Origin of the sequence: Wenzhouxiangella sp. XN24, assembly GCF_011064545.1 — a bacterium.
Classification (GTDB): Bacteria; Pseudomonadota; Gammaproteobacteria; order Steroidobacterales; family XN24; genus XN24.
In genome coordinates, this window is sequence record NZ_JAAMFG010000036.1 from 366,338 (window position 1) to 389,167 (window position 22,830).

Genomic DNA, 22,830 nt, shown 5'->3' on the forward strand with positions numbered 1-22,830 from the left:
GGGGGTCGAGTCTAGCCTCGCGGGGCGCAATTGCCGATTGCGGAATGATGAAATTCGCCCGCGGCGATTGCCCCCGGCGGGATCATTGGGCTACCGTCGGTGCCGTGATGACGCTCAAGGAACAGGTCGAACAATTGCTCCCCGACTGGGAAAGCTGGTATCCGAGCCTCTTCGATGCGGCCAGGGATCTCGGCGTGATCCGCGCGCGTGTCTGCGATCCCGGCTCCCTGCTGTTGTCGAACCGCCATGCCGGGGTCAACAGCGAGGCTGCGCGCGCCTATCGCGAGCAGTGGAGCATCGACGAGGATTCCGGCAGCGCTGCGCCATCCGCAAAGCGCCGGGCGGGAAAATCACGGCGCTGACATTCGTCCTAAGCTGAAGTCAGGACGGCCCGCAGGGCCGAAGACTTCAGACACGGGAGCGATGCCATGAAGACCCTACCCTTCGCGCGGACTTTCACCCTGCTCGCCGCAGCGGCGTTGTCGTTGCCCCTGCTGGCGGCGCCCCCCGACGACGCCCCGGGCGCTCAGCGGCAGGGCCCCGGCATGATGCACGCGGTCGACACCGACGGTGACGGCAGGATCAGTCGCGCCGAGTTCGACGCGGCGGGCGCCAGGGCGTTCGCCAGGCTGGACGAAGACGGCGACGGCTTCGTCACCATGGACGAGTTCGAAGCGGGACCGCACATGGGCCGGCAACACGCCGGACCCGGAGCGAAAGAGCGCAGGACGCGCATGCAGGAACGCATGAAATTGCACCGGGCGCAGCGCTTCGTCGCGGCGGATGCCAACGAGGACAGCATCCTGAGCCGCGCGGAATTCGATGCGGCCCGCGCAACCCGCTTCGATGAACTCGACCGCGACGACGACGGCAGCATCGATGCGGACGAGATGGCCCGGCACCGCGCCGAGCGACCGCATCACGGCAAGCGCGATCGCTGACGCTCGAAATAACTGCGGGTCTCGAGGCTGACCACGCCGGACAGCAGCAGGAGCCCGACCAGGTTCGGCAGCGCCATCAGGCCGTTCATCACGTCGGAGAACAGCCAGACGAAATCCAGGGAATGGATCGAGCCGACGAACGCCGCCACGACGAACAGGAGGCGATACGGCAGGATGGCGCGCACGCCGAGGATGTATTCGATGCCGCGTGCGCCGTAGTGGCTCCAGCCGATGATCGTCGAGAAGGCGAACATCGCGAGGCACACGGCCACGACCGCGGGTCCGAGCTCGCCCGGCAGCGCCGAGCCGAATGCCAGCTGCGTCAGCGGGGCGCCGTTCACGCCCGAATTCCAGACCCCGCTGGAGATGATGGCGATGCCCGTGAAGGTGCAGATCACGAGCGTGTCGATGAAGGTCTGGGTCATCGAGACCAGCGCCTGGCGCACCGGTTCCTGGGTCTTCGCCGCCGCCGCCGCGATGCCCGCCGAACCCAGGCCCGACTCGTTCGAGAAAATGCCGCGCGCCACGCCGTAGCGCATGGCCTGCGCGATCGTCGCGCCGAGGAAGCCGCCGGCGGCCGAGCTGCCGGTGAAGGCATCGGTGAACACCAGCGCGAAGGCGGCCGGGACCGCATCGATGTTGAACACCAGCACGATGGTGCAGGCGCCCATGTAGACGATGATCATCGCGGGGACGAACAGGCTGGTGAAGCCGCCGATGGCGCGAATGCCGCCCAGCGTCACGGCGCCGACGCCGATGGCGATCACGACTCCCGTCACCCAGTCGGGCACGCCGAAGGCCCCGCCGATGGCGTCGGCGACCGAATTGGATTGCACCATGTTGCCGATGCCGAAGGCGGCGAACGCGGTGAACAGGGCGAACAGCCAGCCGAGCGTGCGTCCCAGGGGCTTGTAGCCGATGCCCCGCGAAAGGTAGTACATCGGTCCGCCCGCCTGTTCGCCGCGTTCGTTCGTCACGCGGTACTTCACGGACAGCAGCGCCTCGGAGTACTTGGTCGCCATGCCGACCAGCCCCGTGACCCACATCCAGAACAATGCGCCCGGGCCGCCGAGCGCGATCGCTGTGGCGACACCGACGATGTTCCCGGTGCCGACGGTCGCCGCCATCGCCGTCATCAGGGCGGCGAAGTGCGAGATGTCGCCGCGCGCGCCATGCTCGGTGCGGACGATGAGCGCCTGGTGCAACGCCGGGCCGAGCTGGCGAAACTGCAAGCCGCGCAGCACGACGGTGAGGTACAGGCCCGTCAACAGCAGCAGGGGGATCAGGCAGTAAGGCCCCCACACAAAAGCCGAGACGGCGTCGAGCCAGGCGGTGATTTGTTCCATGATGCGGCGTCCCCGGGTGCGTCGTTATCGTTGTACTCGCCGCGGCCCGCTCAGGCGCGCGGCTCCATCGCCAGCAAGGTGTCGATCTGCGCGTCTTTCTGCTGCCAGAGTTCGCCCAGCCAGGCCTGGAACCGGGCGCGGAATTCCGGATCGCCCTGGTAATCGCCCTGCAGCACCCATGCCGGGATCTCGCGCTGCGTGACCCGCACGCGCAAGGTGTGCAGTCGCCCGCAGCAGAGATCCCAGAGGCTCGGCGTGTCGCCCGGATAGACGATGGTCACATCGAGCATGCGATGCAGGATCTGTCCCATGGCGCTGAGCACGAAAGCCGTGCCGCCGGCGCGGGGCTTGAGCAGGTGCCGGTAGGGCGATGCGCTCGCCGCGTGTTTTTCCGGCGTGAAACGCGTGCCCTCGACGAAGTTCATCACCGAGGTGGGATGCTGGCTGAAATGCTCGCAGGCGCGCCGGGTCGCCTCCAGGTCCTGGCCTTTCGCTTCCGGATGCTTCTCGAGATACTCGCGCGAGTGGCGCTGCATGAAGGGGAAGTCGAGCGCCCACCAGGCCAGGCCGAGCACCGGCACCTTGATGAGCTGCTTCTTGAGGAAGAACTTGAGAAACGGAATGCGGCCGTTGAATACGCCCTGCAGCACCAGGATATCGACCCAGCTCTGGTGGTTGCAGATGACCAGGTACCATTCGTCGCGCTCGAGCCCTTCCAGCCCCTCGACATCCCGGCGGATGTTCTGCGTGAGGCGGAAGATCAGCTCGTTGCCGCTGATCCAGCGGCTCGCCAGCCACACCAGCGCCCGGTCGCACCGGGCCCGCGCGCGCGGAGCAGGCAACAGCTTGGCCAGCGCAACGACGTACAGGGGGGTTGCCCAGAACACCAGGTTCAGGACGATCAGGGTCAGCGTCAGGATGCCGCGCAACGTGGCCATGGCGGCAGATTGTAGCCGCATCCACGCTGGTCGCGTCGCGCGGCCGACGGTAGTCTTGGCGCCATGAAAACCATTTTCCCGGATTTCGCGACCGTGAGCCGCGGCGACATCGACCTCGGGGCGCTCCAGGCCACGGGAATCGATCTCGTGCTGCATGACGTCACCTCCGTGGCAGATCTGCCGTCCCGGCTCGCCCCGGCCGAGATTCTCATCACCAACAAGATCCGCATCGGCCCCGCCGAGCTCGCGGCGGCGCCCGGGCTCAAGCTGATCTGCCTGTCGGCCACGGGCGTGAACAACGTGGACCTGGAGGCGGCCGGCACGCGCGGCATCGGCGTGTGCAACATCACGGCCTATTGCACCGCCTCGGTCGTACAGCATGTCTACGCGATGATCCTCGCGCTGACCCACCACCTCGCCGGCTACCAGCGGCTCCTGCAGCAGGGGGCATGGAAGGACAGCCCGCAGTTCTGCCTGCTCGATTACCCGATCCGGGAACTCGCCGGGCGCAAGCTGGGCATCGTGGGCTACGGCGAGCTCGGCCGCAGCGTGGCGGGAGCCGCGGCGGCCTTCGGACTGGAAGTGATCGTGAGCGAGCGGCCGGGCAACGGGTCGGCGCCAGGGCCGGCCGACGGCATCGAACGACTGCCTTTCGAACAGGTGCTGGCCGAGGCCGATATCCTCTCGCTGCATTGCCCGCTGACCGACGTGACGCGTGGCCTGATCGATGCAGCGGCGCTGGGCCGGATGAAAAACGACGCGATCCTGATCAACACGGCCCGCGGGGCGCTGGTGGATTCGGCGGCGCTGGCCGCGGCCCTGCGGGACGGACGCATCGCCGGCGCCGGCATCGACGTGCTGCCGCAGGAGCCGCCGGTGGACGGCGACCCCCTGCTGGATGCCGCCCTGCCCAATCTCGTCATCACGCCGCACGTCGCCTGGGCGGCGCGTGAATCCCGGCAGCGGGCGATCGACGAAATCGCCGCCAACATCCAGTCCTTCATGAGCGGCGGCCGACGCGGTCGGGTGATTTGAAACTCGCGATCTACTGGCTGCGCCGCGACCTGCGGCTCGGCGACAATCCCGCGCTCCTGGCGGCTCTCGAGGCCGCGGAGACGGTGCTGCCCGTGTTCATCTGGTCGCCCGATGAAGAGGCGCCGTGGGCGCCCGGCGCGGCCGCGCGCTGGTGGCTGCACCACAGCCTGGACGCGCTGGGGAGCGAGTTGCGCGCCCGCGGCAGCCGGCTCCTGCTACGGACCGGACCTGCAGCCGAAACGCTCGCCGCGCTCGTAGCCGAGATTGGCGCGGAGGCGGTGTTCTGGAACCGCCTCTACGAGCCGGCGCTGGTGGCGCGGGACACCGGGATCAAGACACGACTTCGTGAGCAGGGCCTCGCGGTCGAGAGCTGCAAGGCTGCGCTGCTGTTCGAGCCCTGGGAGCACTCGACCGGCAAGGGGGAACCCTACCGGGTGTTCACGCCCTTCTGGAAATCGGCGTTGCGGGAACCGGAACCGGCCCCGCCGCAAGCGGCGCCCGCCGATCTCAAGCCGCCGGATCGGTGGCCGAAGGGACTGGATCTCGCCACCCTCGAGCTCCTGCCCCGGATCCGCTGGGACGACGGGCTCGCGGCGCACTGGACGCCGGGCGAGGCGGCGGCGCAGGCGCGTCTCGCACGCTGGTGCGAAGCGGGGCTGGACGCATACCCGGCCGGCCGGAACCGGCCCGATCGCGACGGCACGTCGGCGCTGTCGCCCGCCCTGCACCACGGCGAATTGACGCCGCGCCAGGCCTGGCATGCCGCCACCGCCCAGCGCGGCAACGTGCCTGAAGCGGCGCTCGAGTGCTGGCTGCGCGAACTCGGCTGGCGCGAGTTCGCGCACCATGTCCTGTTTTATTTTCCGGACACGCCGACCGAGCCGATGCACGAGAAATACGCGGCATTCCCGTGGCGCGAGGATCGCGCCGCCCTGGTCGAGGCCTGGCAGCAGGGCCGCACGGGGATCCCCATCGTCGACGCCGGGATGCGCCAGCTGTGGGCCACGGGCTGGATGCACAACCGCGTGCGCATGATCGTCGCCTCGCTGCTGGTGAAGAACATCCGCGCCCCGTGGCAGGCCGGGGCCAGCTGGTTCTGGGACACGCTGGTGGATGCGGATCTCGCCAGCAACACGCTGGGCTGGCAGTGGAGCGCGGGGTCCGGGGCCGATGCGGCGCCCTACTTCCGCATTTTCAATCCGATGCTGCAGGGCGAGAAGTTCGATCCCGAGGGACACTACGTGAAACGCTGGGTCCCGGAACTGGCCGACGTGCCGGCGGACCGCATCCACACGCCGTCGCCAGGACTGGCGAAGGGCTATCCGGGCCCCGTGATCGACCTGAAGCGCAGCCGCCAGGAAGCGCTCGACGCGCTCGCCAGCCTGCGCAAATAGCGCGGGCGTGCCGTTCGCGGGTCGGGACGGCCAGGGCTCGCCCGACCCGCGAACGGGGCCTCAGGCCGCGACGGCGGCCTCTGCGTCGGACACGGTGGCCAGCACGCCGGCCGCGGCGGTGATCACCGCGGCGATGCGGGCGGCGCTCTGCACGCCCTCGCGACCGATCCCCGCTTCACGCACGACTTTCTCGTGGGCCCGAATGCAGAACTCGCAGCCGTTGATCGCCGAGACCGCCAGCGAATACAGCTCGAACTCGGCTTTCTCGATGCCGGGGTTGCCGATGACGTTCATCCGCAGCCGCGCCGGCAGCTTGCCGTACTCGGCATCGCCGACGAAGTGCGTGAAGCGATAGTAGACATTGTTCATCGCCATCACGGCAGCCGCGGCCCGCGCCGCGTCCCGGCGCGCCCGGTCCAGCTTGTCTCCGGCGATGCCCTCCACCACGGCGGCCAGCTCGTTGCTGCGCACGGCGACTGCGCAAGCGAGCGCAGTGCCGAGCGCCTGGGCCTCGGTGAGGCCCGGCGCGCCGGTGCCGCCCAGCACCGTGGAGAGGTTCAGCTTGATGTCGCGCGCGTACTCGGGGAAGCGCGCCTTGACCTGTTCGAGATTCATCATGGGTTCCTCAGGCGGCCTTCAGGGTGTCTTCGCCCTTCTGCCAGTTGCAGGGGCAGAGCTCGTCCGTCTGCAGGGCGTCCAGCACGCGCAGCACCTCGTCCGGGCTGCGGCCGACGTTCAAATCCGTGACATAAACGAAGCGCACGATATCGTCCGGGTCGACGATGAACGTGGCCCGCTGCGCGACGCCTTCCGCCTCGTCGAGAATGCCCAGCGCAGTGCTCAGCTCGCGCTTGATGTCGGAGAGCATCGGGAAAGGCAGGTCGCGAAGCTCTTCCTTGTCGTTGCGCCACGCCACGTGGACGAACTCCGAGTCGGTGGAGACACCGAACACGTGCGCATCGCGATCGCGGAACTCGCCGTTGAGCGCGCCGAAGGCGGCGATTTCTGTCGGGCAGACGAAAGTGAAGTCCTTCGGCCAGAAGAACAGGATCTTCCATTGCCCCTGCAGGGCCTCGTCCTGGCTGGAGAAGTCCTTGAAAGCGGTGTTGATGTCGTTGCTGACGACACCCTTGAGATTGAATGCGGGGAATTTCTTGCCGACGCTGATCATGTTCTGACTCCGTACGTTAAGGTGTTTGCTGATTGCATGGGAACAAGTCTGCGGCCCGGCAGTTGATTTATCCAATGAATTAAACTTATCTTCTCCATAGATGAAACCTATCAACATCCATCTCAGCCTCAGGGCGCTCGGCTACCTCGTGGCCCTGGGCGAAAGCCGCCACTTCGGCAAGGCCGCGGAGCGGTGTTACGTCAGCCAGCCGACGCTGAGCGCGCAGATCAGGAAAATGGAGGACCAGCTCGGCGTGCAGCTCGTGGAGCGCGGCCAGCAGGTGCGCCTGACGGACATCGGCGAACGCATCGCGGAACGGGCGCGGCGCGTGATCGACGAGGCGCGCGAAATCGAAGAGCTGGCGCGCAACTTCCAGGACCCGCTCGCCGGTGAGTTGCGCATCGGCCTGATCCCGACCGTCGGGCCCTACCTGTTACCGCACATCGCCGCCCCGCTGCGGGCGCGTTTCCCGGAACTGCGCCTGCTGCTGGTCGAGCACCAGACCCACCGGCTGGTCGAATTGCTCAAGAGCGGCGATCTCGACGTGGCCATCCTCGCGCTGCCGATCCCGCCCGAGCGGCTCGTCACCCGGCCACTCTATGCGGAGAGCTTCCAGGTGGCGCTGCCCGCCGATCATGCCCTCGCGCGGCACAAGCGCCTGTCGCTGGACGACCTCGACGGGGAAACCCTGCTGCTGCTGGAGGACGGCCACTGCCTCCGCGACCAGGCGCTCGCGGCCTGCCAGCTGGCCCGGGTCCGGGAAGCGCCCGATTTTCGCGCCACGAGCCTCGAGACCCTGCGCCAGATGGTGGCCGCAGGGGTGGGGATCACGCTGCTGCCCAGCCTGGCGGTCGATCAGCCGGGCGGCCGTGCGCCGGCCATGGCGGTGCGCCGCTTCAGGGAGCCGGAACCCGAGCGCACCATCGCCGCCGCATGGCGTCCCGGCTGTGCACGCGAAGAGACGATCGGCCACGTGTGCGACGAGATCGAGCGGCTGATGGTGAAGTCCCGCCGAGCCGAGCCTCAGTAGCCCCGCAATACGTTTGCGGGCGGATGCGTGACCACCGTGCGCGTCGCCAGCACCCCCGTGCCGCCCACGACGAACAGCCCCGCGAGCAGGCCGGCGACCCAGATCATCGGGTCGAACGCGAACTCCAGCTGGAAAACCCGCCGCGCCAGCAGCCAGGCGACGCCTGACGCCCCCGCCGCGGCCAGCACGCCGGAAATCACGCCCAGCGCCGCGAACTCCACCGCCACGCCCGCGAGGACCACGCGCTTTCTCGCGCCCAGCGTGCGCAGCATGGCGCTCTCGTAGAGCCGCTCCTCGCGGGTGGACTGCACGACCGCGAGCATCACGAGCAGCCCGGCGCCGAGTGCGAACAGGAAGACGTATTGCACGGCGAGCGAGGCCTGGCCCATGACGTCGCGCACCTGCTCGATGGCCGCCTCGAGATCGATGACCGTGACGCTGGGGTGGCTCCGCACCAGCTCCAGCACGTCACCGCGCAGCGAGCGGTCTACATAGATGCTGGAGATATATGTCCGCGGGAAATCCTCCATGAGCTGCGGCGGAAACACCATGAAGAAATTCGGCTTGAACGTGTCCCACTGGACCGTCCGCAAGCTGGTCACCTTGGCCTCGAGACGTTCCCCCGCCACGTCGAAGACCAGCCAGTCGCCCAGCTCCAGGCCCAGGTCGCGCGCGAAGTCGACCTCGACGGACACCTCCGATTCGTCTCCCAGGGGCCACCAGCGCCCGGCCACCACCCGGTTGTCCGGCGCCGGCTCGCTCGCCCAGCTGAGGTTGGACTCGCGATCGATGAAGGACTCCGCGCGCGGCGAGGCGAACTCGATCTCTTCCACCGGCTCGCCGTTGATTTCCGTGAGCCGCGCGCGGATCAGCGGCACCAGTTCGCCGCCGCCGAAGCGCTCGGCGAGGAACTCGCGCACGCCTTCGGCCTCGTGCGGCTGGATGTTGATGAGGAAACGGTTCGGCGCATCGGCGGGCAGCGTGTCCTGCCACTGCTCGAGCAGCCCCGTGCGCACCAGGGTGAGCAGCAACAGCACCATCAGGCCGATGCCGAAGGCCCCCACCTGGACGATGCTGTCCGTGCCGCGCCGGCCGACGTTCGCCATGCCGTAACGCCATGCGCCGCCGCCGCCGCGCAATCGCGACGCCCCCTTGACCAGCAGCCAGCCGCCGGCGGCGAGGCCCAGCATGACCGCGGCCGTGCCCAGCGCCAGCCACCCGACCAGCACCGCGTCGCGCACCTGCCAGGCGAGCAGCGCGAGACCGCCGCCTATGGCGGCTCCGTAGACCAGCAACGGACCCGCGGCCGGCGGCAGCATGTCGCGGCGCAGGACCCGCCCGGGCGGCGTGCGGCAGAGCTCGATGATCGGCACCAGGGCGAAGCCGCCCAGCACCACGAACGCGAGCAGCAGGCCGCCGACGGCCGGGGCGAGCGTCGGCGCGGGCAACTCGTCGCCGACCAGGTCGGCCAGGATGAACACCAGGCCCTCCTGCGCGGCCCAGCCGAGGCCCAGCCCGAGCAGTGAGGCCGCAAGGCCCACCACGGCCAGCTGCGCCAGCATGGCCGTGAGGACGAAACGTCGCGAGGCGCCGACGCACTTCATCAGCGCCACGGTATCCATGCGGCGACTGGCGAAACGCCGCGCGGCCATCGCCACCGCCACGGCCGCGATCAGGGCGCTGACCAGCGAGGCCAGGCCGATGAAACGCCCGGCCCGCTCCACGGCATTGCCGATCTCGGGCTGCGCCGTGTCGATGCCGCGCAGCCGCTCGCCCGTGCCGAGCATGACCCGGTCGCGAAAGGCCTGCAGCGCGCGCCCGTCTCCCGCCAGCAAGAGGCGGTAGGACACGCGGCTGCCCGGTGCGACGAGGCCGCTGGCGACCACGTCCGCCTCGTTGATCAGCAGGGTGGGGGCGAGCTCGGCGAAGCTGAAACCCTGGTCCGGGCGATAATCCAGCAGGCGGCTGATCTCGAGCTCCGCCCGGCCGACCCGCACGGTGGCGCCGACCTGGGCATCCAGCCGGGCGAGCAGGCGCGGGTCCGCCCACGCCTCTCCCGGCGGCGGCACCTCGCGCACGGTTTCCGACTCCGCCTCCAGCCCGCGGCTGACCTTGAGCGCGCCGCGCAGGGGGTAATTCGCCGACACCCCCTCGATGTCCGCCAGCGCGCTGTCATCGCCGGCCAGCACGACGCTCGGGAAGGACGTGGTGCGCGCCGTCGCGAGGCCCAGCTCGGCGGCCAGCGCCTCGTGCTCCGCCGGGATCGGGCGGTTCGAGCCGACCACGAGGTCGGCCGCGAGCACTTCCGCGCTGCGCGCCTGCACGCCCTGCGCCACGCGATCGGTAAAGAAGCCGACCGCCGTCATCGCCGCGACGGCCAGCGCGAGCGCTGCGGCGAGCACCCGCACTTCGCCGGACTTGAACTCCCGCCGGACCTGGGTCAAACCGAAGGCCAGCCCTTTCAAAGCAGCCTCCCGCTGTCCATCTCGAGCTGCCGGTCGCAGCGCTGGGCCAGCACGCGGTCATGGGTCACCAGCACCAGGGTGGTGCCGCGCTCGGCATTCAGGCCGAACAACAGGTCGGCGATCCGCCCCCCCGTGCGTGAATCGAGGTTCCCGGTCGGCTCATCGGCGAACAGCACGGCCGGGGCGCCGACGAAGGCCCGGGCGATGGCGACGCGCTGCCGCTCGCCGCCCGACAGCTGGCGCGGATAGTGGCCGATCCGGGGTCCGAGGCCCACTTCTTCCAGTGCGGCGCGCGCCGCGGCACGCGGATCCGGCCGCCCGGCCAGCTCCAGCGGCAGCATGACGTTCTCGAGAGCCGTCAGGGCGGGGACGAGATGAAAGGACTGGAAGACAAACCCGACCTGGTCGGCGCGGACCGCGGCGCGCCCGTCCTCGTCGAGCGCGGTCAGCTCGCGGCCGTTGACCCAGACCTGGCCGCTGGTCGGCAGGTCTAGGCCCGCCAGCAGCGACAGCAGGGTGGATTTGCCGGCCCCGGAAGGGCCGAGAATCGCCACGGACTCGCCCGCGGAAATCTCGAGATCCGCCTGGTCCAGGATGGTAAGCTCGCCCTCCGGACTGCTAACCTTCTTCGTCAACCCTGCGGACTTGAGAACCGGCTGTGCTCCGGTCGCCTGTTGCATGTACAGAATCCTTTTACTCTCGATCTTGCTGTTCACGGGCACCGCCGTCGCTGCGCCGCCCGTGGTGCTTATTGTGGGGGACAGCCTCAGTGCGGGCTATGGCCTCACCATGACAGAAAACTGGCCCCGGCTGCTGCAGGAGCGTCTCGCCGCCGACGGCTACCCCCACCGCGTCGTCAACGCGAGCATCAGCGGCGACACCACCAGCGGCGGCCTGGCGCGCCTGCCCCGCGCCCTGGAGCGCAATTCACCGTCCATCGTGGTGATCGCCCTGGGCGGAAACGACGGGCTCCGCGCCCTGCCCATAGCGGAGATTCGACGCAACCTGGCCAGGATGATTCAACTTTCTTCAGATGCGGGCGCCGACGTGGTCCTGGCGGGCATCCATATCCCGCCGAATTACGGCCCGGCCTACACGAGCGACTTCCACGAGGTGTTCCACGAACTCGCGCAAGAGTACGACACCGGCCTGATCCCGTTCATCCTCGAGGGCGTCGCGCTGCAGCCGGGCCTGATGCAGGCGGACGGGATTCACCCGACGGCCCAGGCGCAGCCGGTGATCGTCGAGAACGTCTGGCCCGCGCTTGAACCGCTGCTAAACGGTAAGATCACTACGACACATAACAAATGACGCTGGAGTCGGTGGGGAAACGATGGAAAAGATCTGGCTGAAAGAATATCCCGAGGGCGTGCCCGCGGAGATCGACGTGAACGAGTTCCCGTCGCTCCGCGAGTTCCTCGAGCAGTCCTTCGAGAAGTACCGGAGCCTGCCGGCCTTCACCAACATGGGCCACTCGATCACCTTCGGTGAACTGGACCAGTGCTCGCGCTACCTCGGCGCCTGGCTGCAGAAGAATGCCGGGCTGTCCAAGGGCGACCGCGTCGCGGTGATGATGCCCAACGTCATCCAGTACGCCGTGGCGGTGGCCGCGATCCTGCGCGCCGGGCTCACGGTCACCAACGTCAACCCGCTGTACACGCCGCGCGAACTCGAGCACCAGCTCAAGGACTCCGGCGCCAAGGCGATCATCATCGTCGAGAACTTCGCCGGCACGCTGGCCAAGGTGCGCAACAACACGGCCATCAAGACGGTGGTCGTGACCGCCATCGGCGACATGCTGCCGGCGCCGAAACGCCAGCTGGTGAATTTCGTCATCCGCCGCGTGAAGAAGATGGTCCCGGAGTGGAACATCCCGGACGCCGTGTCCTTCCACAAGGCTTTGAAAGAGGGCAAGTGGCAGACCATGGACCGGCCGTCCCTTGGCCACGAGGACGTGGCGTTCCTGCAGTACACCGGCGGCACGACCGGCGTCGCGAAAGGCGCGGTGCTCATCCATCGCAACATCATCGCCAACGTCCTGCAGGCGCGCGCCTGGCTGAGCGCCACGGTGACCGAAGGCCAGTCGGTGGTCATCACGCCGCTGCCGCTGTATCACATCTTCTCGCTGACGGCGAACTTCTTCACCTTCACCTTCATGGGCGGCAACAACATCCTGATCACGAATCCGCGCGACATGCCCGGCTTCATCAAGGAACTGAAGAAGCAGAAGTTCACCTTCATCACCGGCGTCAACACGCTGTTCAACGGCCTGCTGAACACGCCGGGCTTCGACGAGGTGGATTTCAGCCAGCTGAAAGCCACCCTCGGCGGCGGCATGGCCGTGCAACGCGCCGTCGCGGAACGCTGGAAGCAAGCGACCGGCAAGCCGCTGATCGAGGCCTACGGCCTCACCGAGACCTCGCCGGCGGCGTGCATCAACCCGATGACCAACACCGACTTCAACGGCTCGATCGGCCTGCCCATCTCGTCCACCGAGGTGAGCATCCGGGACGAGGAAGGCAACGACCTTGGCATCGGCGCCGTGGGAGAAATCTGCATCCGCGGCCCGCAGGTCATGGCCGGCTACTGGAACCGTCCCGACGAGACGGCCAAGGTCATGCTCGAGGGCGGCTGGTTCCGCTCGGGGGACATGGGGCGGATGGACGACAAGGGTTACGTGTTCATCGAGGACCGCAAGAAGGACATGATCCTGGTGTCCGGTTTCAACGTGTACCCCAACGAGGTCGAGGGCGTGGCCGTGATGCACCCCGCGGTGCTCGAGGCGGCAGCCGTCGGGATTCCGGACGAGAAGTCCGGCGAGATCGTGAAGCTGTTCATCGTCCGCAAGCCCGGCGAGAGCGTCACCGACAAGGAACTCATCGCCTTCTGCCGGGAAAGCCTGACCGGCTACAAGGTCCCGCGGCTGGTGGAGTTCCGCGACGAACTGCCGAAGACCAATGTCGGCAAGATCCTGCGCCGCGAGTTGCGCGACGGCACGGCCTGAATGAGCAAGGGCCCCGCGGGCTGAGCTCGCGGGGCCCTTGAATCGAAGCTGCTGCGTGGAGCCTCAGCCGCGGCGACGGCTACGCATCGCGCCGGCGCCCAGCAGGCCGAGCGACAGGAGCGCCAGGGTGCCGGGTTCGGGGACCGTGCCCACGACGCGGAAATCACCGATGACCAGCTCAGCGAGATCTCCGAAGCCGGGATCGAATCCGAGCGCCGTGAGACGGAAGCCAAATACGTCGCCGGCGAGAATATCGAAGGTGCCGGACCCGAACTCATTGACCAAACCTAGTGCGCCCTGATCGAAGACCTGAGTGATGCCGAATATATTCGTCGCCACACCATTCAGCACGAATTCGAGAACCCCGGCGATATAAAAGGGATCTGCCAAAATCACATCCCACGAAAAACTTACACTGCCGTTGATGTTGGAGTTAACCAGGAGTTCGATGCTGCAGGTGTCCTCGCAAGTGAGTCCGAGTTCATCATCGGGTTCCCCCTTGATTCCTATTGTGTCGATCTCGGCGATACCGATTGTCGTCGGCGACCAATTCTCGAACCCATAGGCACCGGTAAAGCCCTCGATAGTGATCGGTCCGGCATGTGCTCCTGCCGAAATGGCGAGGAGCACTGCTCCCGCTACGGCTTTCAGAAAATTCCCAAGTCGCATGTGATTTCTCCTGTCCTTCCCTTGTTCTTGAATCGGCTTGTTATGCAGCGCGTCGAAGCGACTGCTTAAGAAAGAAGACTCAAGCAGCATCCATGCCAGACGAGAAATTGTGTGTGTTATCGAACATTTACTTTCTGCGCGGAGAGCGACGGGCCGGCGGAATGTAAACTACGCCGACATCGCTGAGGCCGCTCGCGGGTATCGCCCGCGGCGCAACCATTGCGACCTTCGGTGACCCGGGACCATCATGTGAGTCAACTGACGCCTACGCGAGGATCGCAACACCATGAAAGCCATCAACGCCTCCCTGCACAGGGGCCGGCTCCTGGCCGGCGTCCTCTGCCTGGCCATCGGTCCGACGGGCTGCGGAGCCGTGACCGAATCGCCCGACAACGATACCGATCCCCGCCTGGTGGGACGGGAGATGTCCCGCCCGCTGCCTGAGCGCGTGTTGTCCACGGCACCGGCGGGGGAGCAGGCGCTGCCGCCGGAGTCGCTGCTCGCGCAGGTGCTCGCGGACGCCGCCAAGCGCACTGGGTTGGCGCAGGCGTCGCTCGAGGTGGCCGATTCGCGCCGCGTGACGTGGAACGACGGTTCGCTGGGCTGCCCGCAGCCCGGCATGAATTACACGCAGGCGCTGGTGCCCGGCTGGCACGTGCTCATCGCAGCGGGCGAGGCGACGCTGGACTACCGTCTCGCGGAGCAGGGCTATTTCCTGCACTGCGCCCTCGGCCGTCCCGGGCCGCACGGCGGGAATAAAAAAGGCCCCTCCGAAGAGGGGCCTCCAAAGTCCTGACAGCCGTGGCTGGCAGCATGTAGCACTCGGCCGTTAGCGACGACCCCGAGGTCGCGGCGCGGGGGCGGCCGCCGCCGGTGGCGGCGCCTCCTGGAACAGGATCGCCTCGGTCTCCGCCGTAGCACCGCCGTGGGCACCGGCCCCCCGGTCACCGTTGGTGATCAGCAGCAGGCCGAGCTCGCCCGGGTTGTTTCCGGCAGCGCCGAAGTCGAGCACGGTCATCTGGCCGCTCTGGCCGGGAGACAGGTCGGTCAGGTCAGGCGTGAAGAAACGCTCGCCCAGGGGCGCGAACACCGTCGGTGCCGCGTTGAACGAGCCACCGAAAGACACGTCGTCCACGTACGCCAGCGCGTTCATGGGCGCGAACAGCGCCTGGTTGCCGATCTGCGTATTGCACACCAGCAGCACCTGGTTCGCAGAATTGTGCGCGTGCTCGGTAAAGAAGAAGACGTTGCCAAGGCCGGTGCTCACGTCCACCGCGAATGTCACGGTGCGCCAATCTCCGGGGAATCCCAGGAAATTGCGCGCGATGTTGAACACATCGTACTCCGGCACGCCGTCGCCGTCGGTGTCGAGCAGCACACCGACCAGTCCGGGGTACAGCGAATAGGCCGTACGCTCCCAGAGATTGAAGGCCAGGCCCATGATGTAATCCACGGCCCCGTCACCCGGACCGCAGAACCCGTCCCGGACCAGGAAGGTTTGCACACCGAAGCCGCGGATCGACGGGTTCGGGAAGGATTCTCCCGGCCCGCCGGTCGGCTGCTGCGGGAGGCTGAGCAACAGCGAGTACGCGTCGTTCTGCGCCGTGCCCACGCCGGTGTTTGTCAGCGTGATCACGTCGCCGCCATCGGCGATCGTCGTCTTCGAGGGCTCGACGCGCGCCGCCTGGCGGGGCAACACGTGCCACGGCATGGTGATGGCCGTCGCCTTGCGGTTCTGCTTCAGCGGCTTGAATACGAGGTAACCGTCGTACTCGTTGCGCGTCAGGTTGGCGCCGCTGTAGCTCCCCCCGGAGTTGAGGAAGTTGCCCTCGAGATTGGCGCCGTTGATCGTCATGTCCACGCGAATGATCCGGTCCTTGCCGGCAGGAATCGTGAGCCGGCGCGGCAGCACACGGATATCGACGGCGCCGGAGGCCTCGGCCTCGGCAGAACGGAAGGTGTTCTCGACTGCGTAGAAAACGTTCTTGTTGCTGTAGTTCCTGACCCGCACGAAGCGCCGGATCCGGATCTGCTCGTCAGCAACCTCGACCGCGCCGAAGCCCAGGCCACCGCTCAGGGACTGGATGTCCCAGGCCGCGGTGGTCGAGGCGAGTGCCGCATCGACGCGGACTTCGCCTGCACCCACGCGGCTGACGGGCACCGGGGTTCCCGCCAGGTCGCCGACCACATCGGTCTCGGCGGTGTTCATCAGCACGGCCTTCAGCTCGGCCAGGCTGCGCCCGGGGAAGGCCTGCATGAGGATCGCGGCCGAGCCGGCCACCATCGGCGCCGCGCCGGAGGTGCCGCCGAAGGTGCGGGTGCCGTCGCCCGTGCCGGAATTGGCCGACACGGATGCGCCCGGCGCGCCGATCTCGGGCTTGAGGCCGCTGTCGCGGAAACGCGGGCCGCGCGACGAGCTGTCCACGATGCGCGCGGCGAAGGGGCTGACGGAATCGAAGCGCACGACAGCCTCACCGCTGCGCAGGATGTTCGCCGTGCCCTGGCTGATCATGAAGCCCGGAATGAAGGGCTCGCCACCGCCGAAACCGCCGTTGAACGGATCATCGGCCGTCACCAGGCCGATGATGCCGAGCTTGGCGCCGGCTGCAGCCAGGTTCGAAATCTTGACGCTGAAACCGCAGTCGCCGCGATCGACGAGGACGATCTGGCCTTCCAGGGAACCCGCATCAAGAGGCTCGCAACCAAGATTGGAGGGCCCGAGGTAAGTGACCAGACCCTCGATGACGCCATCCAGCGGCGCCGACCAGGACTGGAACACCGCCGGGTAGTCGCCCGCAGCGGCGGCCGGCTCGACGACGGTCATCCGGTCGACAACAGACGCCACCTGGGTCTGCGCCACGGAAATCGCGGTGCTGGCCGCAGCGGGCGTGCCGGTGATGAAGGGGTTGTCGCCACCATTGCCGGCAGACGCGACCGTCAATACACCGATGGCGCTCAGGTTCTCCACGGCCTGGGCCAGCGAGTTGTCGAAGTCCTGGCCGAAATTCGCGCCCAGCGACATGTTGATGATGTCGACGCGATCGGAGATGTCGCCGTCACGATTCGGATCGGCGGAAAACTCCATGCCCAGCAGCAACGCCACGCCATTGCAGGCCGAGGAGTACGCTGCGCAGGTCTTTACCGCGTAAAGATCGGCACCCGGCGCGACGCCGTTGACGCCGGCGATGATGTCGGCCACGTTGGTGCCGTGGCTGCCCACGCCGGGCGCGCCGATCGGATCCGGATCCTCGGTACGTGGCGGGCTGCCGGCGCCGCCGACCCAGAGCTCACCCACGAAATCGAAGCCCCCGACGACCTTGGGGGTGGGGAAGAATTCACCGGGCACGGTGTTGGCGCTGTCGAAGCGATCAGCGCCGTAAGCCTCGGCATAGGCGTCGAGCGTGCCGGGTCCGCCGAACGCGGCGTGCATGTAATCGATGCCGCTGTCGAGGACCGCGACCTTGACGCCCGTGCCGTCGAAACCACGTTCCTGTGCGATGGCCGCGCCGATCTGCGGCACCGTCTCGACGAGGTGCCGCTCGTAATCCCGTACCCGGCTGATCTGGTCCACGGACGGGTCCTGCGCGATCGCGATGAGATCAGCTGTGCTGACGCGCGCGACGACACTGTTGAGCACCACCTGGGTCTGCGCCGAGACCTCGAAGCGGCGCGCATGGTTCTGGCTGCGGGCGATGAAGCCGCTCTGCTCGGCGCGCAGGTACTGCTTGCGGGCCTGGCCCTGGGAGCGGCGCGCCGACGGTGAGGTCTCCTGCGCAACGTACTGGGTCACCGGCGACTCGCGCAGGCGGATGAGCACTTCCTCGGTGTCCGAGGTCGTCCTGAGCAGAGCGGGATCGATACGACGCAGCGCCCGGTAATCCAGGTCGCTGGAGATCGGCTCGTCCAGCTTCAACGCCTGGATATGCGCGGGCGCCTGCCGGGCGGCGAGATCCGCACGCGGATCAGCGGGCCCGGCATAGGCCGCGGTAAAAAGTGTTACGGACGTCGCGGCGACGAGCGCGCCCCGGGTAGCCAGGCGCGCTATGGCTGTCTTGAGCATCGTGTGTATCCCCTCTCGGATTCGATCATCAGTCGTCATTCGACTCGCACAGGCGGACTGGTGACAGCTCTGTTCGCGTGCAACAAACTGTGACGTGGTCCGTGGTTATTTTTTTCGTGCGATGGCGGACAGTAGCCCGCCTTTCAGGCGTGCGCAAGAGAAAACTGGCACCAAAGAATGACGACCCGAACGAGGTTCAGGCTTGTTCTACAAGAAGGAATGCTGCGCCGGATCAGGAGCGGATGATGATGTCCAACCGGTCCAGCAGATCGTCAAGGCGGTTCGTCATTTCGTTCTTGTAGTTGCCGAGTCGCATCGGGTCGGGGCGGCGCGACAGCGCCGATGTGAAATGGCGGTCGCGATCCTGCAGGATGGCCTCGTTGATCGTGATGTCGTGGCGCTTGAGGATGGGGCGCAACTTGCGCCGGCGCAGCCACAGGTCGCGACGCGTCGTACGGTAGGCATGCTGGCAGACCATCTCGCGATTCGCGTAGCTGAACACGTTGGTGAAGAACATCTTCGAGTCGCTGCTGTCGGGTTCGAACAGCACGACGTCGCGATCGACGTAGCTGGTCTCGTACTTCGCCATGCCGACGATCATGCGCGAATGAATCAGCGCGCGGAAGGTCTGCGAGAGGACCACTGGCAAGCCGCCCTCGACCAGTGAGTCATGGCGTTTCTCGCGGCCCGGGGGCGCGAGGCTCGCGTCATAGGGCACGATCGGGTTGACGCAGAACAACAGGTCCACGCCCTCGTCCAGCGCCGACGAGGCGTGCAGCGTCCGCTTCAGGCCGCCATCCACGAAATAGCGGTCGCCGATGCGCACCGGCGGATACAGGCCCGGCAGGGCGGTGCTCGCCTGCACGGCCTGGGAAATCGGCACGTCGTCGTGCCCCGGCGAACCGAAGCGCACGGCCTCGCCGGTATCGAGATCCACCCCGACCACCAGGAGCTTGCGAGAGAGCTGGCGGAAATCGTTGGTCATGCCCCGATTACTGAACAGGTCGGCGAGAAAGCGCTCGATCGGCTGGTTGTCGAACACCGCGGTCGGAATGGCCTTGGCCAGCCCGCTCAACGACTCGAGCAAGCCCTGTTTCAACGGGTTCCGCGCGAAGCCCCAGAGGCCCTCGAGCAGCAGGCGCGGCAGCTGGGAAGAGCGGCGCAGGTACTCCGGGAAATTCGGCTGCAGGAACAGCGCCGGATCGAAACGTTGCGGTCGGCCGCGGCGGCTGACGAGCAGGCGGCCCATTTCCTCTACGGAGATTCCGTTCGCCAGGGTGGAGGCGACGAACGACCCCGCGGAGACGCCCACGTAGACATCGACGTCGGCGAAATCGAGCCCGTCGATCGCCTCGTTGAGCGCCAGCAGGGCGCCGATCTCGTAGATGCCGCCCAGCGGCCCGCCGCCGGCCAGCGCGAGGCCGATCTTCGGCCCGCTGGCCTTGTCCTGCTGGTGCATGTGCTGGGTCTGCAACATCGCGTCAGCTACCGGCCTTCTTCTTCGCCACCGGCCGCGCAGGCTTCGGCGCGGCGGCGGGACCCGTCGCTGGCGTCGGCGCCTTGCGAACGCCGGCTGCCCGGGCGCCGGCTTTCCGCGCACTGGCTTTTCGCACGGCGGTCTTTTTCACGCCGGCCTGGCGTGCGCCGGCCTTGGGACCCGGACGCGGGCCGCGCTGCCGCGATGACGCCTCGAGCGCCTGCGCCTGCGCGGCGCGCCGCTCGAGCGCGAGTACTGCGCGCTGCAGGGCCTCGACGCGCCCGTTCAGTTCCTTGATATCGCGCGCGGTGGGGATCTGCAGCGCATTCAATGCCCGCGCCACGCGATGCACGAACGCGTCCTCGAGTCGATCCCAGGCCTCCGTCGCCGAGCTGCGCGCCTCGTAGACGCGGCTTTTCGCGCCCCGGTCGATCCGGCCGCCGATATTCAGCAGGCCACCGACCAGGCGGCCGCCCTCGGTTTCAGCCATGGACACCGCGCCGCGGCCCGCGTGCCATACCTGGTTGGCCGAGCCGCGCACCAGCCGCGTAATCGGGTTGTCCACCAGGGATTTACCGCCGTTATTCTTTGACATAATCCTGCCTCAAACAACTGTTTGATCTTTGCAGGATAACACCGCGAAGCAGTGTGTCACAGTGACAAGTCGCAATTCCCGCCATGTCATTTAACGCAAGCAAAATCATCGCTCTGCATCTACAATGCCGTGCCATGGGCAGGGCAGATATCAAGGAAGACGGGGCCAGGCGGCTCGCCGAACAGCTCGAGCGCAGCCGGCTCGCCCGCCTCCGCCAGTATGACGAACATGGGCTGCGGCCCGAATGCCGGATCCTGGCGTCCTGGCAGGCCAGGCGCCTGCGCTACACCTATCGCGACCTGCTCGAGGTCTCCCGCTACCGCAAGGCGGTGGAGTTCTTCCTGACGGACCTCTACGGTGACAAGGATTTTTCCGCGCGCGACGAGGGCGTGGAGCGCGTCTACCCGATCATGTCGCGGGTCATGCCCGGCGCGGCGCTGCACACCATCAGCATCGGCATCGAACTGCATGCGATCAGCCAGGAACTCGACCTGGACATGGTCGCGATGCTCTGGGGCGAGATGGGCATCGGCGACCGCCTCGACGCCGAGTCCTATGCCGAGGCCTACCGGCGCTGCGGCAACGTGGAAGCCCGGCAACGCCAGATCAGCATCGTCGAGGACGTCGGCACCTCGCTCGACAGCGTCGTGTTCAAGCCCTTCATCTACAACGCCGTCAAGCTCGGCAAGGGCCCGGCAAAAATGTCCGGGCTGCTGGCGCTGCACGACTTCATCCAGCGCGGCTTCGTGGCGTTCCGCGCCATGAAGGGCTCCGACGAGTTCATCGACACCATCGTCAGCCGCGAGACGGCCATCATGGACTCGATCCTCGCGGCGGAGCCGGTGGCGGCCTGGGCGCCACCCGACGACCCCGCTTTGGCCTGACCGGCCCGCTTCCGCGTGGCCTAGCGGTGGTAGGCGGGACTCAGCTCGACCACCGCCTCGATCATCGCCCCGGCGTGCTCCGGCTTCACCTCGGGATGAATGCCGTGCCCCAGGTTGAAGACGTGGCCGGGACCGTGGCCGAAGCTTTCCAGCACCTGGCGCACTTCCTCGCGGATCACCTCCGGTGAGGCGTACAGCACGGCCGGGTCGAGGTTGCCCTGCAGGGCGACCCGATCGCCGACCCGGGCCCGCGCCTCGGCGAGGTCCGTGGTCCAGTCCACGCCCAACGCATCGCAACCCGTGTCCGCCATGGCTTCCAGCCAGGGCCCGCCGCCCTTGGTGAACAGCACGACGGGCACCTTGCGGCCTTCGGCCTCGCGCGTCACGCCGTCGACGATGCGCTGCATGTAGTCGAGCGAGAAGGTGTGATAGGTCTTGGGGGTGAGGATGCTGCCCCAGGTGTCGAACACCATCACGGCCTGGGCTCCGGCGGCCACCTGCGCGTTCAGGTAATCCAGCGTGGTGCGCGTGACGCGCTCCAGCAGCGAGTGCAGCAACTCCGGCTTGTCGTAAAGCATGCCCTTGATGCGGCTGAAGTTCTTGCTGGTGCCGCCTTCGACCATGTAGGTCGCGACGGTCCACGGGCTGCCCGAGAAGCCGATCAGGGGCACGCGGCCGTCGAGTTCGCGGCGGATGGTCCGCACCGCGTCCATGACGTAGCGCAGTTCGCTCTCCATGTCGGGCGTCGCCAGGGCCGCCACGTCCGCTGCAGTCTGGATGGTGCGCTCGAAACGCGGGCCTTCGCCCCCTTCGAAATACAGGCCCAGGCCCATGGCATCCGGCACCGTGAGGATATCGGAGAACAGGATCGCGGCGTCCAGCGGATAGCGCTCCAGCGGCTGCAGCGTGACTTCGCAGGCGAGATCCGGCGCCTTGCACAGTTTCACGAAACTGCCGGCCTGGGCGCGCGTGGCGCGGTACTCGGGCAGGTACCGACCCGCCTGGCGCATCATCCACACGGGGGTACGGTCCACCGGCTGGCGGCTCAGCGCCCGGAGGAAGCGATCGTTCTTCAACTCGACAGTCATGCGTTTACCGCCTTTGCAATACTGGCCTGGATGGCTTGCGCGGCCGCCCTGGGATCCTGCGCATCCCGGATCGGCCGCCCCACTACGATGTAATCCGCGCCGAGACCGAAGGCCTGGTCCACGGTGACGACGCGCTTCTGGTCGTCCTCCGGACGGTTGTCCACGGGCCGGATGCCGGGCGTGACGACCAGCAGGCGCGCATCGAGATGCTCGCGCAGGCGCGCCGCCTCCAGCCCGGAGGAGATGACCCCGTCGCACCCGGCCTCGAGGGCGCGTCGCGCACGCGACAGCACCAGTTCCGGCACGTCGCAGGCGAAGCCCATGTCCTCGAGATCGCCGCGGTCCAGGCTGGTCAGCGCCGTGACGGCGAGCACCTTGACGTCGCCGCGCGCCGCGACGGCCGCTTCCATGATCCCCTGGTTGCCGTGCACCGTGCAGAAGGTCACGCCGCGACCGTCGAGCCGCGCCACCGCGCGCCCCACCGTGGCCGGCACGTCGAAAAACTTCAGGTCGACGAAGATCTTCTTGTCCCGCGCCGCCAGCCAGTCGAGCAACTCGAAATAGCCGCCGGCCATCAACAGCTCGAGGCCGAGCTTGTAAAACTGCACGGCGTCGCCGAGTTCCTCGACCAGCTCGCGCGCCTGCGCCGCGTCGGGCACATCGAGCGCGAAGATCAGGCGCTCGTCGGCAGGGATGTCTTTGGGTTTCATCAGTCGGTTCCGCGCTCGGATCA

21 protein-coding genes are annotated in these 22,830 nt (G+C 67.5%); 9 read left to right on the forward strand and 12 right to left on the reverse strand.

Annotated features, from left to right (window positions below; genetic code table 11):
- Window positions 1-44 precede the first annotated feature (44 nt).
- Entirely contained in the window at window positions 45-362 is a 318-nt protein-coding gene (locus G6032_RS13750) for a hypothetical protein (protein ID WP_165282717.1), read from the forward strand.
- Between the two features lie 66 nt (window positions 363-428).
- Window positions 429-941 (forward strand): hypothetical protein, encoded by a 513-nt coding sequence (locus G6032_RS13755; protein ID WP_165282718.1) that lies wholly within the window; start codon window positions 429-431, stop codon window positions 939-941.
- On the opposite strand, the gene G6032_RS13760 is transcribed toward G6032_RS13755, so the two are convergent.
- The gene (locus tag G6032_RS13760) at window positions 920-2,287 is read right to left on the reverse strand and encodes a sodium:alanine symporter family protein (protein ID WP_165282719.1); all 1,368 of its coding nucleotides are present in this window, start codon (window positions 2,285-2,287) and stop codon (window positions 920-922) included. The two genes, G6032_RS13755 and G6032_RS13760, sit on opposite strands and share 22 nt — an antisense overlap.
- Before the next feature lie 50 nt (window positions 2,288-2,337).
- Window positions 2,338-3,246 carry an acyltransferase gene (locus G6032_RS13765; protein ID WP_165282720.1) on the reverse strand — a complete coding sequence of 303 codons (909 nt, stop codon included), beginning with the start codon at window positions 3,244-3,246 and terminating at the stop codon, window positions 2,338-2,340.
- Between the two features lie 42 nt (window positions 3,247-3,288).
- Here G6032_RS13765 and G6032_RS13770 point away from each other — a divergent pair, with 42 nt between their 5' ends.
- Together G6032_RS13770 and G6032_RS13775 are read left to right on the forward strand one after the other, a co-directional pair.
- On the forward strand, window positions 3,289-4,260 hold the full coding sequence (locus G6032_RS13770) for a D-2-hydroxyacid dehydrogenase (RefSeq protein WP_165282721.1): 972 nt from the start codon (window positions 3,289-3,291) through the stop codon (window positions 4,258-4,260).
- The gene (locus G6032_RS13775) at window positions 4,257-5,654 is read left to right on the forward strand and encodes a deoxyribodipyrimidine photo-lyase (RefSeq protein ID WP_165282722.1); all 1,398 of its coding nucleotides are present in this window, start codon (window positions 4,257-4,259) and stop codon (window positions 5,652-5,654) included. Before G6032_RS13770 ends, G6032_RS13775 begins: the two co-directional genes overlap by 4 nt.
- Before the next feature lie 60 nt (window positions 5,655-5,714).
- Here G6032_RS13775 and G6032_RS13780 read toward each other — a convergent pair whose 3' ends face one another.
- Window positions 5,715-6,272: a carboxymuconolactone decarboxylase family protein gene (locus G6032_RS13780; protein WP_240902296.1), complete on the reverse strand. Its 558-nt coding sequence runs from the start codon at window positions 6,270-6,272 to the stop codon at window positions 5,715-5,717.
- A 7-nt stretch (window positions 6,273-6,279) separates the two neighbouring features.
- Window positions 6,280-6,825 carry a peroxiredoxin gene (locus tag G6032_RS13785; RefSeq protein ID WP_165282723.1) on the reverse strand — a complete coding sequence of 182 codons (546 nt, stop codon included), beginning with the start codon at window positions 6,823-6,825 and terminating at the stop codon, window positions 6,280-6,282.
- 100 nt (window positions 6,826-6,925) lie between these two features.
- On the opposite strand from G6032_RS13785, the gene G6032_RS13790 reads away from it, so the two are divergent.
- The gene (locus G6032_RS13790) at window positions 6,926-7,855 is read left to right on the forward strand and encodes a LysR substrate-binding domain-containing protein (protein ID WP_165282724.1); all 930 of its coding nucleotides are present in this window, start codon (window positions 6,926-6,928) and stop codon (window positions 7,853-7,855) included.
- Here the strand turns inward: G6032_RS13790 and G6032_RS13795 are convergent.
- Complete coding sequence (locus G6032_RS13795; protein ID WP_165282725.1) at window positions 7,849-10,320, reverse strand: FtsX-like permease family protein; 2,472 nt, start codon at window positions 10,318-10,320, stop codon at window positions 7,849-7,851. The two genes, G6032_RS13790 and G6032_RS13795, sit on opposite strands and share 7 nt — an antisense overlap.
- Entirely contained in the window at window positions 10,317-11,000 is a 684-nt protein-coding gene (locus G6032_RS13800) for an ATP-binding cassette domain-containing protein (protein WP_165282726.1), read from the reverse strand. Before G6032_RS13800 ends, G6032_RS13795 begins: the two co-directional genes overlap by 4 nt.
- Here G6032_RS13800 and G6032_RS13805 point away from each other — a divergent pair.
- Window positions 10,999-11,631 (forward strand): arylesterase, encoded by a 633-nt coding sequence (locus G6032_RS13805; RefSeq protein ID WP_165282727.1) that lies wholly within the window; start codon window positions 10,999-11,001, stop codon window positions 11,629-11,631. The two genes, G6032_RS13800 and G6032_RS13805, sit on opposite strands and share 2 nt — an antisense overlap.
- 22 nt (window positions 11,632-11,653) lie before the next feature.
- Window positions 11,654-13,324 carry a long-chain-fatty-acid--CoA ligase gene (locus tag G6032_RS13810; protein ID WP_165282728.1) on the forward strand — a complete coding sequence of 557 codons (1,671 nt, stop codon included), beginning with the start codon at window positions 11,654-11,656 and terminating at the stop codon, window positions 13,322-13,324.
- 63 nt (window positions 13,325-13,387) lie between these two features.
- On the opposite strand, the gene G6032_RS13815 is transcribed toward G6032_RS13810, so the two are convergent.
- Window positions 13,388-13,993, reverse strand: coding sequence for a PEP-CTERM sorting domain-containing protein (locus G6032_RS13815; RefSeq protein WP_165282729.1), 606 nt, complete (start codon window positions 13,991-13,993; stop codon window positions 13,388-13,390).
- A 286-nt stretch (window positions 13,994-14,279) separates the two neighbouring features.
- Between G6032_RS13815 and G6032_RS13820 the strand changes: the two genes are divergently transcribed.
- Window positions 14,280-14,789 (forward strand): hypothetical protein, encoded by a 510-nt coding sequence (locus tag G6032_RS13820; protein WP_165282730.1) that lies wholly within the window; start codon window positions 14,280-14,282, stop codon window positions 14,787-14,789.
- Between the two features lie 33 nt (window positions 14,790-14,822).
- Here G6032_RS13820 and G6032_RS13825 read toward each other — a convergent pair whose 3' ends face one another.
- From G6032_RS13825 to G6032_RS13835, 3 genes are all read right to left on the reverse strand, one after another.
- Window positions 14,823-18,053 carry a S8 family serine peptidase gene (locus G6032_RS13825; protein ID WP_165282731.1) on the reverse strand — a complete coding sequence of 1,077 codons (3,231 nt, stop codon included), beginning with the start codon at window positions 18,051-18,053 and terminating at the stop codon, window positions 14,823-14,825.
- A gap of 232 nt (window positions 18,054-18,285) precedes the next feature.
- Window positions 18,286-19,530: a patatin-like phospholipase family protein gene (locus tag G6032_RS13830; RefSeq protein WP_206211990.1), complete on the reverse strand. Its 1,245-nt coding sequence runs from the start codon at window positions 19,528-19,530 to the stop codon at window positions 18,286-18,288.
- 4 nt (window positions 19,531-19,534) lie between these two features.
- Window positions 19,535-20,125, reverse strand: a complete 591-nt coding sequence (locus G6032_RS13835) for a phasin family protein (RefSeq protein WP_165282732.1) — start codon at window positions 20,123-20,125, stop codon at window positions 19,535-19,537.
- Window positions 20,126-20,259: 134 nt separating this feature from the next.
- Here G6032_RS13835 and G6032_RS13840 point away from each other — a divergent pair, with 134 nt between their 5' ends.
- Window positions 20,260-21,009, forward strand: coding sequence for a hypothetical protein (locus tag G6032_RS13840; protein WP_165282733.1), 750 nt, complete (start codon window positions 20,260-20,262; stop codon window positions 21,007-21,009).
- Between the two features lie 20 nt (window positions 21,010-21,029).
- Here the strand turns inward: G6032_RS13840 and hemE are convergent, their stop codons facing one another.
- Both hemE and pyrF read right to left on the reverse strand, forming a co-directional pair.
- Window positions 21,030-22,097 carry a uroporphyrinogen decarboxylase gene (hemE, locus tag G6032_RS13845; protein WP_165282734.1) on the reverse strand — a complete coding sequence of 356 codons (1,068 nt, stop codon included), beginning with the start codon at window positions 22,095-22,097 and terminating at the stop codon, window positions 21,030-21,032.
- Window positions 22,094-22,807, reverse strand: a complete 714-nt coding sequence (pyrF, locus tag G6032_RS13850) for an orotidine-5'-phosphate decarboxylase (RefSeq protein ID WP_165282735.1) — start codon at window positions 22,805-22,807, stop codon at window positions 22,094-22,096. Before pyrF ends, hemE begins: the two co-directional genes overlap by 4 nt.
- Between the last annotated feature and the right edge of the window lie 23 nt (window positions 22,808-22,830).

What these genes read in the sequence shown, in the direction of transcription:
- G6032_RS13750 (WP_165282717.1), top strand. Translation starts at nt 45, where the DNA reads ATGATGAAATTCGCCCGCGGCGATTGCCCCCGGCGGGATCATTGGGCT.
- G6032_RS13755 (WP_165282718.1), top strand. Translation starts at nt 429, where the DNA reads ATGAAGACCCTACCCTTCGCGCGGACTTTCACCCTGCTCGCCGCAGCG.
- G6032_RS13760 (WP_165282719.1), bottom strand. Translation starts at nt 2,287, where the DNA reads ATGGAACAAATCACCGCCTGGCTCGACGCCGTCTCGGCTTTTGTGTGG.
- G6032_RS13765 (WP_165282720.1), bottom strand. Translation starts at nt 3,246, where the DNA reads ATGCGGCTACAATCTGCCGCCATGGCCACGTTGCGCGGCATCCTGACG.
- G6032_RS13770 (WP_165282721.1), top strand. Translation starts at nt 3,289, where the DNA reads ATGAAAACCATTTTCCCGGATTTCGCGACCGTGAGCCGCGGCGACATC.
- G6032_RS13780 (WP_240902296.1), bottom strand. Translation starts at nt 6,272, where the DNA reads ATGATGAATCTCGAACAGGTCAAGGCGCGCTTCCCCGAGTACGCGCGC.
- G6032_RS13785 (WP_165282723.1), bottom strand. Translation starts at nt 6,825, where the DNA reads ATGATCAGCGTCGGCAAGAAATTCCCCGCATTCAATCTCAAGGGTGTC.
- G6032_RS13790 (WP_165282724.1), top strand. Translation starts at nt 6,926, where the DNA reads ATGAAACCTATCAACATCCATCTCAGCCTCAGGGCGCTCGGCTACCTC.
- G6032_RS13805 (WP_165282727.1), top strand. Translation starts at nt 10,999, where the DNA reads ATGTACAGAATCCTTTTACTCTCGATCTTGCTGTTCACGGGCACCGCC.
- G6032_RS13800 (WP_165282726.1), bottom strand. Translation starts at nt 11,000, where the DNA reads ATGCAACAGGCGACCGGAGCACAGCCGGTTCTCAAGTCCGCAGGGTTG.
- G6032_RS13810 (WP_165282728.1), top strand. Translation starts at nt 11,654, where the DNA reads ATGGAAAAGATCTGGCTGAAAGAATATCCCGAGGGCGTGCCCGCGGAG.
- G6032_RS13815 (WP_165282729.1), bottom strand. Translation starts at nt 13,993, where the DNA reads ATGCGACTTGGGAATTTTCTGAAAGCCGTAGCGGGAGCAGTGCTCCTC.
- G6032_RS13820 (WP_165282730.1), top strand. Translation starts at nt 14,280, where the DNA reads ATGAAAGCCATCAACGCCTCCCTGCACAGGGGCCGGCTCCTGGCCGGC.
- G6032_RS13825 (WP_165282731.1), bottom strand. Translation starts at nt 18,053, where the DNA reads ATGCTCAAGACAGCCATAGCGCGCCTGGCTACCCGGGGCGCGCTCGTC.
- G6032_RS13830 (WP_206211990.1), bottom strand. Translation starts at nt 19,530, where the DNA reads ATGTTGCAGACCCAGCACATGCACCAGCAGGACAAGGCCAGCGGGCCG.
- G6032_RS13835 (WP_165282732.1), bottom strand. Translation starts at nt 20,125, where the DNA reads ATGTCAAAGAATAACGGCGGTAAATCCCTGGTGGACAACCCGATTACG.
- G6032_RS13840 (WP_165282733.1), top strand. Translation starts at nt 20,260, where the DNA reads ATGGGCAGGGCAGATATCAAGGAAGACGGGGCCAGGCGGCTCGCCGAA.
- hemE (WP_165282734.1), bottom strand. Translation starts at nt 22,097, where the DNA reads ATGACTGTCGAGTTGAAGAACGATCGCTTCCTCCGGGCGCTGAGCCGC.
- pyrF (WP_165282735.1), bottom strand. Translation starts at nt 22,807, where the DNA reads ATGAAACCCAAAGACATCCCTGCCGACGAGCGCCTGATCTTCGCGCTC.